The organism is Anaerococcoides asporogena (assembly GCF_029590275.1).
Classification (GTDB): domain Bacteria; phylum Bacillota; class Clostridia; order Clostridiales; family Clostridiaceae; genus JG1575.
Genome location: NZ_CP120965.1, coordinates 782,542 through 795,120, shown reverse-complemented (window position 1 = coordinate 795,120; position 12,579 = coordinate 782,542). Strand labels below are relative to the sequence as shown.

17 protein-coding genes and 1 tRNA gene are annotated in these 12,579 nt (G+C 47.2%); 11 read left to right on the top strand and 7 right to left on the bottom strand.

What is annotated here, in order from left to right; genetic code table 11:
* Positions 1-134: 134 nt before the first annotated feature.
* Positions 135-1,004 (bottom strand): M23 family metallopeptidase, encoded by an 870-nt coding sequence (locus tag P6M73_RS03820; protein WP_277854804.1) that lies wholly within the window; start codon positions 1,002-1,004, stop codon positions 135-137.
* 437 nt (positions 1,005-1,441) lie between these two features.
* Here P6M73_RS03820 and P6M73_RS03815 point away from each other — a divergent pair.
* Positions 1,442-1,530, top strand: a tRNA-Ser gene (locus tag P6M73_RS03815).
* 105 nt (positions 1,531-1,635) lie between these two features.
* Here the strand turns inward: P6M73_RS03815 and P6M73_RS03810 are convergent.
* From P6M73_RS03810 to P6M73_RS03785, 6 genes are all read right to left on the bottom strand, one after another.
* Positions 1,636-2,790 (bottom strand): tyrosine-type recombinase/integrase, encoded by a 1,155-nt coding sequence (locus P6M73_RS03810; RefSeq protein ID WP_277854803.1) that lies wholly within the window; start codon positions 2,788-2,790, stop codon positions 1,636-1,638.
* 124 nt (positions 2,791-2,914) lie between these two features.
* Positions 2,915-3,262 (bottom strand): helix-turn-helix domain-containing protein, encoded by a 348-nt coding sequence (locus tag P6M73_RS16825; RefSeq protein WP_347276314.1) that lies wholly within the window; start codon positions 3,260-3,262, stop codon positions 2,915-2,917.
* A gap of 357 nt (positions 3,263-3,619) precedes the next feature.
* Positions 3,620-4,099 carry an RNA polymerase sigma factor sigma-70 region 4 domain-containing protein gene (locus tag P6M73_RS03800; RefSeq protein ID WP_277854802.1) on the bottom strand — a complete coding sequence of 160 codons (480 nt, stop codon included), beginning with the start codon at positions 4,097-4,099 and terminating at the stop codon, positions 3,620-3,622.
* 279 nt (positions 4,100-4,378) lie between these two features.
* Positions 4,379-4,624, bottom strand: coding sequence for a hypothetical protein (locus P6M73_RS03795; protein ID WP_277854801.1), 246 nt, complete (start codon positions 4,622-4,624; stop codon positions 4,379-4,381).
* Positions 4,614-5,354, bottom strand: a complete 741-nt coding sequence (locus tag P6M73_RS03790; protein WP_277854800.1) for an ImmA/IrrE family metallo-endopeptidase — start codon at positions 5,352-5,354, stop codon at positions 4,614-4,616. The genes P6M73_RS03795 and P6M73_RS03790 overlap by 11 nt, the downstream gene beginning before the upstream one ends.
* A 3-nt stretch (positions 5,355-5,357) precedes the next feature.
* Positions 5,358-5,606 carry a hypothetical protein gene (locus P6M73_RS03785; RefSeq protein ID WP_277854799.1) on the bottom strand — a complete coding sequence of 83 codons (249 nt, stop codon included), beginning with the start codon at positions 5,604-5,606 and terminating at the stop codon, positions 5,358-5,360.
* Positions 5,607-5,828: 222 nt separating this feature from the next.
* Between P6M73_RS03785 and P6M73_RS03780 the strand changes: the two genes are divergently transcribed.
* The 10 genes from P6M73_RS03780 to P6M73_RS03735 all read left to right on the top strand — a co-directional run bounded on the left by P6M73_RS03780 (position 5,829) and on the right by P6M73_RS03735 (position 12,527).
* On the top strand, positions 5,829-6,254 hold the full coding sequence (locus P6M73_RS03780; protein ID WP_277854798.1) for a helix-turn-helix domain-containing protein: 426 nt from the start codon (positions 5,829-5,831) through the stop codon (positions 6,252-6,254).
* 66 nt (positions 6,255-6,320) lie between these two features.
* Positions 6,321-6,830 (top strand): ImmA/IrrE family metallo-endopeptidase, encoded by a 510-nt coding sequence (locus P6M73_RS03775; RefSeq protein ID WP_277854797.1) that lies wholly within the window; start codon positions 6,321-6,323, stop codon positions 6,828-6,830.
* A gap of 10 nt (positions 6,831-6,840) precedes the next feature.
* Positions 6,841-7,170: a DUF6050 family protein gene (locus P6M73_RS03770; RefSeq protein WP_277854796.1), complete on the top strand. Its 330-nt coding sequence runs from the start codon at positions 6,841-6,843 to the stop codon at positions 7,168-7,170.
* 17 nt (positions 7,171-7,187) lie between these two features.
* Complete coding sequence (locus P6M73_RS03765; RefSeq protein ID WP_277854795.1) at positions 7,188-7,598, top strand: DNA-directed RNA polymerase subunit alpha C-terminal domain-containing protein; 411 nt, start codon at positions 7,188-7,190, stop codon at positions 7,596-7,598.
* A 22-nt stretch (positions 7,599-7,620) separates the two neighbouring features.
* Complete coding sequence (locus P6M73_RS03760; RefSeq protein ID WP_277854794.1) at positions 7,621-7,830, top strand: hypothetical protein; 210 nt, start codon at positions 7,621-7,623, stop codon at positions 7,828-7,830.
* A 13-nt stretch (positions 7,831-7,843) separates the two neighbouring features.
* The gene (locus P6M73_RS03755; protein ID WP_277854793.1) at positions 7,844-8,866 is read left to right on the top strand and encodes an O-acetyl-ADP-ribose deacetylase; all 1,023 of its coding nucleotides are present in this window, start codon (positions 7,844-7,846) and stop codon (positions 8,864-8,866) included.
* Positions 8,867-8,979: 113 nt separating this feature from the next.
* Complete coding sequence (locus tag P6M73_RS03750) at positions 8,980-9,948, top strand: Kiwa anti-phage protein KwaB-like domain-containing protein (RefSeq protein WP_277854792.1); 969 nt, start codon at positions 8,980-8,982, stop codon at positions 9,946-9,948.
* Between the two features lie 2 nt (positions 9,949-9,950).
* On the top strand, positions 9,951-10,556 hold the full coding sequence (locus tag P6M73_RS03745) for a hypothetical protein (protein ID WP_277854791.1): 606 nt from the start codon (positions 9,951-9,953) through the stop codon (positions 10,554-10,556).
* Between the two features lie 52 nt (positions 10,557-10,608).
* Entirely contained in the window at positions 10,609-12,114 is a 1,506-nt protein-coding gene (locus tag P6M73_RS03740) for a Y-family DNA polymerase (protein ID WP_277854790.1), read from the top strand.
* Positions 12,111-12,527: a YolD-like family protein gene (locus P6M73_RS03735; RefSeq protein WP_277854789.1), complete on the top strand. Its 417-nt coding sequence runs from the start codon at positions 12,111-12,113 to the stop codon at positions 12,525-12,527. The genes P6M73_RS03740 and P6M73_RS03735 overlap by 4 nt, the downstream gene beginning before the upstream one ends.
* Positions 12,528-12,579: the final 52 nt, after the last annotated feature.

Below are 12,579 nucleotides of genomic sequence, written 5' to 3'. Positions count from 1 at the left end.
GCAAAGGCTTGACTGACAAAGAAAAAAGAAAAAAAGGAATACAAAGCACTCAGCACAAATACAGGCCGCAGATCCCGGAGGTTCCGGGTTCTGCGGCCTGGTTCATGGATCGTCGAATCAAGAGAGGGAACGCGTCAGCGCCATTCCCAGCGGGTGCCCTGATAGATATAGGGAGCGGGGTCCACTTTAGCGCCGTTGATCCGGATCTCAAAGTGGAGATGATTGCCGGTGGATCGGCCGGTGGTGCCCATGAGGCCGATCACATCGCCCTGGTGGACATATTGGCCGCGCTTCACTTTGAGCTTCCACATATGATAGTACGAAGTCTGCTGACCGTCATAATGCCGGATCAGGACGTTGTTGCCGGAAATTTCGTTGAAGCCGGCAAACGTGACGATGCCGGATTTGGTCGCATGGATCGGAGTTCCTTCCCCGTTGGCCAGGTCGATACCTTCATGCAGGGTTCGGATTCCGGTTACGGGATGGATGCGCCAGCCAAAGGGACTGGTTTCCTTCCCGGCACAGGGCAGACTGTAGGTTTCTTCCAGAAGCTTCTGAGCTTCGGTCTGGTATTCACCGGCCGGAAAAATCAGGGGATCCAGAAAATTCTTATCCGGGCGTTCCGTCAGCAGCACCAGATCATTTTTTGTCTTGGCTTCTTCTGACAGGTAGAGCAGAACGGCTTCACGGGCACGCCGGAGCTCTGACTGTTTCTCTGCCTTCTCAGCTTCCAGCTGACCCTTCGCCTCGGCTGCGGCTGACGCGAGGGATTGATCCAGGTCACGAACTGCCTGCTCCAGGTCCCGTTCATTCGTTTCCCAGTAGGAACGGTTCTTGGTCAGCAGATCCTCCCAGACCGGCTGATCGAGCCGGAAGAAATACAGATCACTCTCCCACTGAACCATGCCGCCCTGATTCGGGCCATAGTCCTGAGGCAGCACGGAGGCCTGAGCCGTAAACGGCAATAGCAGACTCAGCAATGCGGCAGCCAGTATTTTTTTCATGTCAGACCCCCCTTCGGTTGATTTCCATTCCATACTACCCTGTACTGAAACCGTTGTAAATATCCAAGAAGGAACTTCAACCTTCGAAGATCCATTCAAACCCATCCCAAAAACCAGGAAAACCCGCCATTTGGCGAAAAATCAGAAATAATATTTGCCCCCCACCCACTTTGCCATTATAATAAATCTTGACGCTGGTGCAAGATCATCCACCCGTCCATCTCATCTCCCCTTTCCAGGCAGATGAAAACTTAATACGGAAGCGTATCGAAGTGGTCATAACGGGACTGACTCGAAATCAAAACCGTTTTTCGTAAGCTTCTTCTCGGAAAGCCTTGATATTACTGGGTTTTTCGGAGTTTCACAATTTCATATTTTCCTTGTTCTCCCCATCCGTTCTCCCCAATTTCTGAGGTGAGCTGATGTGAGAAATATACGGAGCGGTATCGAAGTGGTCATAACGGGACTGACTCGAAATCAGTTGAACCGCAAGGTTCCGTGGGTTCGAATCCCACCCGCTCCGCCATCGAAAAGCCAGTAACCATGCGGGGTTGCTGGCTTTTTCTTTATGCCGGAATGGTGTTCTGAGCGGACTTTTTTGCTGTTCTCTCCATTTTTCAGGGGAGAACGGCTACTGCACTGCAAGCCCCAAGCCATTCAGCATTGCGTCAGCCGAAGAAATCTTCGAGTTGTAATCGAGATGCGCATAGATGTTTGCCGTGGTGGAAAAATCGCTGTGTCCGAGCCAGTCCTGAATCTGCTTCAAGGGAACGCCGTTTGCAAGCATCAGCGAGGCACAGCTATGTCTCAAATCATGAAACCTGATCTCTCGAAGCTCATTCGCCCGAAGCAGCTTGCGGAAGCTCTCTGTAACATAATGAGGCTTGATCAGATCGCCGATCTCGTTGATACAGACATATTCCTGATATTCCTTGATGTAGGACCGGCCACAAAGTCTGCGGTTCTCCGCCTGCTCTTCCTTGAGCGCCAGCAGCCGCGTTTTCACAAACGGAACAAGCGGCAGCGTTCTCCTGCTGGATTTTGTTTTCGTTGTGTCGGAGGCAACGAGCGTAAGCTTTCCGTCAATATCGCACGAAGTAACGGTATGTCGGATGGTCAGTGTGTCATGCTCAAAGTCAATGGCATCCCATTTCAATCCGATTGCCTCACTTCTGCGAAGACCGTAAAAAGCCCCAAACAAGATCGGGATTTCCAGCTTGGTTCCTTTCGATGCAGCGAATAAAGCGTTCATTTCATCTGCATCGTAGAAGCTCCCGACAAAGTGTTCTTTCTTAGGTCTCTCCACCTTGTCTGCCGGATTGACAGGGATCAAATCCATCTTCACGGCATATTTCAAAGCCTTGTGAATATTTGCGTGGTAGTGGATGACGGAACAAGCACTGACTCGATCAAGCTCTTTCAGATAGAAGTCCTGAATATCCTTCGCGGTCAAACCTTGAAGGGTTGTCTTCTTTTCGCGGAAATAAGGAGAGATGACACGCTTCACCATGTTGGTATAAGAAGCGTATGTCGGAACTGCAATGGAGCTTTTCACGACACGAAGCCATTGCTCCATAAAGTCTGCAAAAAGGATTTCGCTTGTCACCGGCTCATCCGGCTGAAAGGTACGGCGTTTCTCAGCAAGAATTGCCTCAGCCCGTTTCTTGTTGCCCTTCACAGTTAAGCCGGTTGACATCCATTTGGTCTTTCGATTCCCAAGAGAATCATTATAGTTTAGTACAGCATAAAAATAGCCATTCTTCTCACGAAGATGCCCTGCTACCATAAAAATACCTCCTTCTTCGCAGCAGAGACACCTACCGTCAACTGGGAACCTATTATACCAGAACCGGGTTCGAATTGGAGGACCTCTGTGCAATTCTTTTTTGTAAACTTTCCGAGTCCAAAACTTATGCGTTTGCCACTTCTTGCAGCTCTGCACATCCAATGGACAGGTAAGTGAAAAGGTGAGCCTTCGGAATACGATAGGCTCTGCCGACCTTGAGGCAGCAGACTTTTCCTTCTCTGAGGATGCGATAACCTGTTTTTGTGCTGATGCCGAGGATTTCACACATCTGTTCAATGTTCATGACGCCCGGGTATTCCTTGAGCATCAATTTGTATGCGTCCCTCTGTGTGATCGTAGTTGTATTCACCCGTCTCACCTCCTTCGTAATTTTTTGCTTATCAGCAAAAGGATGCGCAGCAGTCTTTGTCGGACTGCTGCGCATAGTTTTCATTGATAAATTTTCCAGCATATTTATCTCGTCCCCTGCTGAATAGGGAGTGCTGCGGACTGCCGACGGTCAACCGGCATCATGGGAATCTCACCCCTCCGAGGAACGCTCCGAGCCGCCTGTCTCAAGGACAGACGGAAGTATCATTGTACCCAACTTCTACATCGTCGCAAGCAGCCACACCACATGACTGTTATAGCTCTCCGGTGATCGCTCGCTCCAAACGGAGGTCTTGGCGTCGGAAACTGTGTTGCTACGCAGAAGCGGAAAGATCCGCAGCACTGACTATTCAGTTTTCAAGGAACATGAGAAGGATTACTGTCCTCTCACCTTACTACGGACATCTCAAGGCGTTTTTTTGACATGCTCTGCAAAAAATCAGAAAAGTTTTTTTGCTCGCTTTCTGATGCGTCCTATGGTCCGGGTGACGTTTGCAACATCAATTCCGGTTTCCTTCGCATAAGTCAGATATTTCATTCCGTCTACAATGCAATGCTTGTATACATCCGCTTCCCTTGCGGTGAGTGATCTTATCAGCTCTTCTTCAAGCAGATTGAACAGAGCGTCCTCCGAGCTGTTGTCACGGTCCATCGCCCACGCAGGGGCAATGTCTCCATACGCTCCTTCGATGGCATAGTCCAGAGAAAGAGGATGCAGTATTTCATTTCTCACCGAAGGTGTTTCTCCCGGCTTATCGGGAGTAATGTCACGACGGAGCCTTTTTTCCTCCCGCCGAAGGAAGCGGAAGGTGTCGGCATTAACGGCGCTCACTTCACCGGTGTTCTTCACTCGGACATAGCACTGCCCGTCATTTCTATCGATCCAAAGGTCATAGTCGAATTCTTTCGGTGTTTTCATTTTGCAGTCTCCTTTTTGATTTTTGAAATTGGGGAAAATCAAAAATCGGAGACTACGGGTACTTAGCCGAATACGGCTCCCATTGGTACATTTCTCATCCTTTCCGCTGACCCAGAGCAGTGGAAAGGCGAGAAAAATAGAGCCGCATGACGGTGAGTTGAACTTCCCATACCGATAGAACAGAGAATCCTTGAAGAAAACTCTGTCATGCGGCATTAGGAAGACTCGCCAGTCAGCGGCTCCACAGCACAGCTATGAATTATTAAATTGTTATTTTCTCTACCTCTTGCAAAGGAAGCGCAGCAGACGCCTCATGCTGAAAACATCAAAAACAGTCTCACGTCCACAGGCTTTGCACTTTGCCTGAACATGACCTCGCGTGTCCTCAAATACGACGATTGCATTGTGATGGCAATACGGGCATTCAACCATTCGCCGTTTCTGGCTGGCAATGGCTGTTCTTGCCTTTCGGATTTTGAACTGAACTTCCGGGGATGGCTCAGATACTCTTACTTTACTCTTCATTCCACACCTCCAACGGATCGCGGAAATCCGAATAAGCATATTCCTCCATATAGTCCAGCTCCTTGAGCCGGATGATGGCAGCACTCTTTGATACCCCAAAGGCTTGGCAAATCATCTTCAGGACCGAATGATCCTTGTAATTGAAATATCCTCCGTAATTCTTGAGCTTATTGCTTGCGGCGAAATACCACATAGCCAGGTCGATCTGTTCCTGCGGCATGAGAATGGCTGCGCCTAATACATTTGCCTGCCACTCATTCCAATCCTCTTTTGTCTTCAAGTCACGGAGGGAATATGCTGTATGCGCGGCATACTTTTTCCGGCATGAGGTTTTTCCGTCCTCAGACTGCATCTGATAAAGAATTTGGTGAGCGCATTCGTGGGCAAGTGTGAATCTCCGCTTTCCGCAGAGATTTCGGACTTGTCCCGGTGTTATAAAGCTCATATCCAAAATCACTTGATTCTGCTTGAGAAAAATTGTTTTGCTCTGCCCGTTTTCTTCAAGCACAAACTCGGTATCTGCGTATGCGGTCAAACCGCATAGATTCCCATCTGATGACAGATGCGCAAAGGAAACGCTCAGACCGAGATAGTCCTTTGCGAACTGATCAATCGGCGTGCCTTGAAGGTCCTCCTTTTTTCTTCCGGTTTTCTCGTTGAAAAAGAAATCGTTAAAGTCCTTCATGACGGCGACTGCAATTTCTTCAATCTGGGTACGCGATAAATACATGGATTACCTCCTTGCTTCTACAAACCATTTGCCGTCTTCATCGTACAGAAAAGTTTCCTTTCCGCAGATTGAGACGGTATAGCGGATGCCATAACCGCCAACCTTGAGGGATGAGGCTTGGCATTTGTATTTGAGCCGGTCAATCTCATAGATATGACCATCCTCCCAACGGATCATGCGCGGTCGTATGCCTCCGTCCTTGTCCACATCAATGTTGACGGAAACATAAACCTTCCTGCACTGCGGCTGCATAGCTATCCTCCTATCATTTGCACAGGCCGTTCACGAAAAAGTCTCACTTAAAAAGCGAACATTTCTTTCGTGCCCTATTGACACACGGCCTGTTCGTGTGGTAACATGAACGCGAACAAGATGTTCGTGTGATGCTTATTATACTCGAACGCAATGTTCGCGTCAATGGGAAATACGAAATTTCTGTTTGTGTTATCGGACAAAAATTAGGAGAGGTGTCTTATGGGATTCAAGGAGAAGCTAAAGGAAAAAAGAGTGGAAGCAAATCTCACTCAGGTTCAACTTGCTGAAAAAATCTCCGTAACAGCAAGGACGATCCAGAATTATGAGCTTGGCACTCGAAAGCCAACAAAGTATGCGACTGTCGAACAGCTTGCCGCTGCGCTTAATACAACAGCGGAATATCTGCTTGGTCAGTCCGGGATGCTTGTGCTTGATGCCCAGGAGAAGGGCGGCTCAAAAGCGGCAAAGGATATAGGCGAGCTTGTTGGTGAAGTGACCGGCATGTTTGCCGGCGGTCATCTTGATGACGAGTCACTGGACGGAGCTATGAAAGCTCTGAATGATGCTTACTGGATCGCAAAAGAAAAGAACAAGAAATACACACCAAAGAAATACCGCAGAGAGGACGAAAAGGACGAAAAATAATAAGTCCGTTTTTCAGGACACCCCATCTGCTACACTGATATATGAGGCGGGAAAGGAGGTTGGGCGATGAGTTCTGATTATTTATCAAAAATCGGCAGCTCTCTCGTAAGGAGATCCGAGACGCGAGATCCGTTTCGGATTGCTGATGAGCTTGGCGTTGAAGTCCTCTTCTGCGAAGACTTCGGGCGCTTGAAAGGCATGTACCGTGTTATCAAACGAAATCGCTTTATACTTCTGAAAAAGGACCTAAGCGACAGGATGATGCGAATTGTCTGCGCTCATGAGCTTGGGCATGACCAGCTGCACCGCAATCTGGCAAAGGACAGCGCGATCCGTGAATTCATGCTCTACGATATGACGACGAAGCCGGAGTACGAAGCAAACATCGTTGCGGCAGAGATCCTTTTGGATAACGATGAGATGCTGGATTACATATACACCTACCACTTCTCTGCCGAAGAGATAGCAAGACAGATGCACACAGATATTAACTTGGTTGCTTTGAAAATCGCTCACCTTGCAGAAATGGGATACGACCTCAGACCGATTGAACATCGCAGTGATTTTCTGAAATAAAGGAGTTCCGATGAGCAGAAGAGAGATAATGACAGACTTTTTGAAAAAAGCTGTTCTTCCCATAGTGATCGCGCTGCTGCTGTTCTCCATTTTCAGCCGGATATTTACTGAGAACGGCGCAAGAGACTACTTCCTGATCTGGCTGGCTTGCGGTGTTCCGTTTGGCATCGGAAAGATGTTTACACTGATCCCGATAGGGTTTGACATTGCCGGAACGGTCGGGATCGTAGCGTTGAACGTCATTCTTGGCGGGCTGATCGGCGGCGTGATTCTGATTTGGAGACTGGCTGTTGCTGTTTGGTATATTCCGTTGTCCATTTACCGGTTTGCCACGGCATAATTGGTGGAGGATTACTTATGTTTTTATGCTTTCCCTTTGATGAAGAGTTTCATTTTGACAGCGACCACATAGACAAGACGAGCGGCATTGAAGACCTTGGTCTTCGTGTGAACGATTATAACTATCTTCGCAGTCTCGGCTTCTCCACGGTGGGGCAGCTTCTTGAGATGGACGGCTGGTATTATTTCAATCTTCCCCGGCACAGTCTGAGAAAATTTGAACGATTCATCAGGAGACTCGATACGCTCGGATTCAGAGTTAAAGATGCAAGCGCAGAGCAGTATCCGGACTTAGAGCAATACTTTGAAATGTTTCGGCAAGCAGAGGCAATAGAATCTGCTGCCGAGATGGAGCGGCTGAGGCGCGAAGACAGAGCAGACCGGAGACGGCAAAGGAAATTGGCTGCGCTGGCGCAGACGAATACCTGATCTATGAGAGGAAGATTTAGTCATGTCAAAATATGAACCGCTGTGGAGGTTCTTGCAGAGCGACGGAAGTGAGCTCCTGCAACTGTCATTTGAACGCATTGAGGAAGTGATCGGCTTTGAGATCGACCATTCCTTCCTGACATACAAAAAAGAAGCTGCAAACTACGGATATTCGGTGGACGGCATCTCAATGAAAAACCGTACCGTAGATTTCCGCAGAATTGCAGCTTGACGGAGGATGAGTTATGCCGCTTGAGATAGTCCGCAATGACATCACAAAAATGAAGGTAGACGCAATCGTAAACGCTGCCAACAAATCACTTCTCGGCGGAGGCGGTGTTGACGGCTGCATTCACCGTGCCGCCGGTCCTGAACTGCTGGCGGAATGCCGGACGCTGGGCGGCTGCGAAACAGGAAGCGCGAAGATCACGAAAGCCTATAAGCTGCCCTGCAAGTATGTGATCCATGCGGTGGGTCCGCGCTGGCAGGACGGCGGACACGGCGAGAAAGATAAACTGACTTCCTGCTACAAGACTTCGCTTGACTTGGCAAAGGAAAACGGATGTGAGTCCGTTGCCTTCCCCCTTATCTCTTCCGGCATTTACGGATACCCGAAGGATCAGGCGTTGAAGGTTGCCATTGATACAATCAGCGAATTCCTCTTTGAAAACGACATGACGGTCTATATCGTCATCTTTGACCGGAAAGCCTATCAGATCGGCGAGAAGCTGTTTTCCGATATTGAAGAATACATAGATGACAATTACTCAGAGGAACATACCGACAATATAAGAGAGCGTCGGCGCAGGCTGAATCTCAGCGAAGAGGACGCTGCTCTCAATGTTGAAAACCGGCTCGAAGTGATGCCGATGATGGCATCAAAAGCCTCCGCGCTGGGCTTGAGTCTGGATGACGCCATGAAGCAGATCGACGAAAGCTTTTCTCAGATGCTTCTTCGGAAGATCGACGAAGAAAAACTGACAGACGCCGAATGCTATAAAAAAGCCAACATTGACCGGAAGCTTTTCTCGAAGATCAGAAGCGATGTTCACTACAAGCCCAGCAAGGCGACGGCGCTTGCCTTCGCCATCGCGCTTGAGCTGCCGCTGGATGAAACGAAGGACATGCTGATGAAAGCCGGATATGCCCTCTCTCACAGCAACAAGTTCGACATTATCATTGAGTTTTTTATTCAAAGCGGAAACTACAACGTCTTTGAGATCAACGAGGCGCTGTTTGCTTTTGACCAGAGCTTGCTGGGAGCGTAAGAGTGGAACAATCGGATATATTATTTCCTAAGTTTAGAAATTCAGCGCAACTTGCATGCCCTCGCCTTAGGTACAAACTATAACATAAAATTAAAAATCAGGAGGGGATTCTAATGAACAAAGATGACATTAAATCAAAACTGAATTCGTTTAGGGAGGCCATAGAGAATAACACTGCTGAAATCAACATTATGCTGGTAGATCAAAACAATCAACGCAAGCAACGATATCGTGGGTTGATGTTAAAAACACAATTGGACGACATCAAGGAAGTTCTTATTGATTCGTTTTCATACATATCCGAGGAGTTAGATAAACGAAGTTTGGACATTTATGATTTGGAAATATCAGTAGATGATTCGACTCAAATGGTAAAAAAAGAAGATGTAATTCATGGTGACGAAATATTAAGTCAGATAGCAGTACAATATACCGATGACAATGTTGTTTCTGAAAATACTGACCTATCAAAAATCAAATTCATGGTTTTTCAAATTTATGCGCAAGACAAATCTATATTTATTTTGAAAAAATATATTCAGCCCTCAGCCGCCTATAAGACAAGCCAAAAGTACATTTTTTCAGGAGGTGTTTTACGGCCATTTACAGATGAGGTTATTACCATAAATTCTTTTGTAGACGCATTTCTTTTTGACAATTATTATTATGTTTTTAATCGGAATGCCTTTAATTCGATGCTTTCATACAAGGATGTGTTTGCTAAAATACTGTCTGACAATAAGGATATGATTCGTGATTGTGGCCTCTTGTCTGGCTCGGATGAATTCGTTTCAGATTGTGAATCAGATGGCAGATACCTCACAAGATTGACAAAGGTTATTTTGGCAAAAGGCTTTGATGAAGTGGCAAAAAAGAGGGGCGAAGTGCCGAGTGTAATCCGAGAATTCAACTTATCATTAAGAACTTCGGCTGACGGAGAAATTGTTTATCGGGGAAAAGAGGATATTCCTGAGTTGCTAAACCTGCTTTTACGACACTATGTTATTGATGCGTTGACCAGCAATAAAATGATTGCAGCGGCAATTCAAGAATATCAGGCAGGTGCAAAAGGAGGATTATAAAATTGAGAAGAATAATTCTATTTGTTTCTTCCTATATTCCCCTCTACGTATTATTGATAATTAAAAACATTCTTGAGCGGTGTACTGAAGGTGGTAGATTCTTTTTCTCCATAGCGCAATTGAAATCTGCCCATTTTTTTGACGAGGTAAATGACTTTGCAATTCTCGGTTTGCTTATCTTATGCATCGTTTCATTTGTGTATTTGAAAGCTATAACTAAAAAAGTTGGAGGTATACATCACTACACGATTATTAGTGTCGAAGACCAGACTGGAAATGTTTATTTTAACTATATTTCTATCTATTTGTTATCTTGCTTGGGGCTAACCTTAAATAGTATTGTGGATGTTTTCGTGTTACTCTTTTTAATGATTATTGTGGGGTATATTTATATTTCCAATCATATGACATACATGAATCCTATGCTGCAACTGTTGGGGTACAAAATATATGAAGGAGTAGCACAATCAAAAAGTACAAATGAAGAGATTTCATCGATATTTATTGTAAGAAAGTCGGTTTCAATATTAGTGGGAAACTCATATTTAGGAAGTGGGAAAGAGGACTTCATTTCTATATCCGGGAAAGATCCGGAGAATGAATCATAAATTAAATTCCACCTGATGATAATTTGGTAAAGCCAAAGGAGATGATCGGAGCATGGAAAACCGTACATACATCGCCATTGACCTTAAAAGCTTCTATGCTTCGGTCGAGTGCATTGAGCGCGGTCTTGACCCTCTCGGCGCTAATCTTGTCGTGGCGGACGCAAGCAGGACAGAGAAGACGATCTGCCTTGCTGTTTCTCCTTCGCTCAAGGCGCACGGAATCTCAGGACGCGCAAGACTGTTCGAGGTCGTGCAGAGGGTAAAGGAAGTCAATGCGGAGCGTTTAAGAAAAGCGCCCGGTCATAAGTTTACAGGTTCCTCTTACTACGCCGCTGAGTTGAAAGAGTCGCCTGAGCTTTCTCTTGATTATGTGATCGCGCCACCGCAGATGGCGCATTACATGGAATGCAGCACAAAGATTTATCAGGTCTATCTCAACTATGTTGCCCCGGAAGACATCCACGTCTACTCCATTGATGAGGTCTTTATTGATGCGACGAGCTATCTCAGGACATACCGCCTGACTGCCCGTGAGTTTGCGATGAAGATGATCATGGATGTGCTGAACCGAACCGGCATTACGGCGACGGCCGGGATCGGCACGAATTTATACCTCTGTAAGATCGCAATGGATATTGAAGCGAAGCATCTTCAAGCCGACAAAAACGGCGTCAGGATCGCCGAGCTTGATGAAATGAGCTACCGGAGGTCTCTTTGGGCGCATCGTCCTTTGACCGATTTTTGGCGGGTCGGCAGCGGCTACGCAAAAAAGCTTGAGGCCAATGGGATGTTTACGATGGGCGATGTCGCGCGGCGTTCTGTGACCGATGAAGGGCCGCTGTATAAGCTTTTCGGCATCAATGCCGAGCTGCTGATCGACCATGCGTGGGGCTGGGAGCCCTGCACGATCGCGGAGATAAAGGCGTACAAGCCGAGCACAAACAGTATTAGCTCCGGGCAGGTGCTTCACTGCCCTTATTCATTTGAAAAGGCAAAGCTGATCACGCGAGAGATGGCGGACATGCTTGCGCTTGATCTGGTGGATAAAGGGCTGGTGACAGATCAAATTGTTTTGACCATTGGCTTTGACATTGAGAACCTGAGAGATCCGTCTATCAGAGGGCAGTATCACGGGGCGGTCACGACAGACCATTACGGACGTGAAGTTCCGAAGCACGCTCACGGAACAGGAAATCTCGGAAGACACACATCCTCTACTAAGCGAATCATGGAAGCTGCATCGGCGCTGTTTGACAGTATTGTAGATAAGAATCTGCTGATCCGGCGCATCAACGTGACCGCAAACCATGTCATAGAAGAAGCTGCCATGCCTAAGGAGCCGGAAGCGGAGCAACTTGACCTTTTCTCCGATTACGCGGAGGAAGAAGCAAGGCGCAAAGCGGAGAAAACCGAGCTTGAGCGCGAGAGAACCATGCAGCTCGCCATGCTGACCATCAAAAAGCGGTACGGCAAAAACGCGATCCTCAAGGGGATGAACTTTGAGGAAGGCGCAACTGCAAAAGACCGGAACAGCCAGATCGGAGGACACAAGGCATGACGGATCAATACGATGACATCATCCATTTGCCTCATCATATTTCATCGACCAGACCGCGCATGTCTGGCATTGACAGGGCGGCTCAGTTTTCTCCATTCGCTGCGCTGACCGGATACGATGCCTCGATCAAAGAGAGCGCGCGTCTGACCGACGCCAGAATAGAGCTTGACGACAGCCAGAAGGAAGAGATCGGCGAAAAGTTGAGGCTCGTGACCGGACAGCCTGATGCTGAAATAAAGATAACCTACTTCCTTCCTGATACAAAGAAAACCGGCGGCAAGTATGTTCTTGCAGCCGGTACAGTGAAAAAAGTTGACGAGTATGAGCGCATGATCATCATGGGTGACGGAAAGCAGATCCCGATAGATGAGGTCATTGATGTTGACTGTGATGTCTTCGGCGAGCCTTGCTGATTGTCGCTTTCCATGCGACCAAAAGAAATTCAATATCTTCTATAATGTGGCT

Bases quoted from the DNA above. Each gene is read 5' to 3' on its own strand.
- P6M73_RS03820 (WP_277854804.1), bottom strand. From the start codon at position 1,004: ATGAAAAAAATACTGGCTGCCGCATTGCTGAGTCTGCTATTGCCGTTT.
- P6M73_RS03810 (WP_277854803.1), bottom strand. From the start codon at position 2,790: ATGGTAGCAGGGCATCTTCGTGAGAAGAATGGCTATTTTTATGCTGTA.
- P6M73_RS16825 (WP_347276314.1), bottom strand. From the start codon at position 3,262: ATGCTGGAAAATTTATCAATGAAAACTATGCGCAGCAGTCCGACAAAG.
- P6M73_RS03800 (WP_277854802.1), bottom strand. From the start codon at position 4,099: ATGAAAACACCGAAAGAATTCGACTATGACCTTTGGATCGATAGAAAT.
- P6M73_RS03795 (WP_277854801.1), bottom strand. From the start codon at position 4,624: ATGAAGAGTAAAGTAAGAGTATCTGAGCCATCCCCGGAAGTTCAGTTC.
- P6M73_RS03790 (WP_277854800.1), bottom strand. From the start codon at position 5,354: ATGTATTTATCGCGTACCCAGATTGAAGAAATTGCAGTCGCCGTCATG.
- P6M73_RS03785 (WP_277854799.1), bottom strand. From the start codon at position 5,606: ATGCAGCCGCAGTGCAGGAAGGTTTATGTTTCCGTCAACATTGATGTG.
- P6M73_RS03780 (WP_277854798.1), top strand. From the start codon at position 5,829: ATGGGATTCAAGGAGAAGCTAAAGGAAAAAAGAGTGGAAGCAAATCTC.
- P6M73_RS03775 (WP_277854797.1), top strand. From the start codon at position 6,321: ATGAGTTCTGATTATTTATCAAAAATCGGCAGCTCTCTCGTAAGGAGA.
- P6M73_RS03770 (WP_277854796.1), top strand. From the start codon at position 6,841: ATGAGCAGAAGAGAGATAATGACAGACTTTTTGAAAAAAGCTGTTCTT.
- P6M73_RS03765 (WP_277854795.1), top strand. From the start codon at position 7,188: ATGTTTTTATGCTTTCCCTTTGATGAAGAGTTTCATTTTGACAGCGAC.
- P6M73_RS03760 (WP_277854794.1), top strand. From the start codon at position 7,621: ATGTCAAAATATGAACCGCTGTGGAGGTTCTTGCAGAGCGACGGAAGT.
- P6M73_RS03755 (WP_277854793.1), top strand. From the start codon at position 7,844: ATGCCGCTTGAGATAGTCCGCAATGACATCACAAAAATGAAGGTAGAC.
- P6M73_RS03750 (WP_277854792.1), top strand. From the start codon at position 8,980: ATGAACAAAGATGACATTAAATCAAAACTGAATTCGTTTAGGGAGGCC.
- P6M73_RS03740 (WP_277854790.1), top strand. From the start codon at position 10,609: ATGGAAAACCGTACATACATCGCCATTGACCTTAAAAGCTTCTATGCT.
- P6M73_RS03735 (WP_277854789.1), top strand. From the start codon at position 12,111: ATGACGGATCAATACGATGACATCATCCATTTGCCTCATCATATTTCA.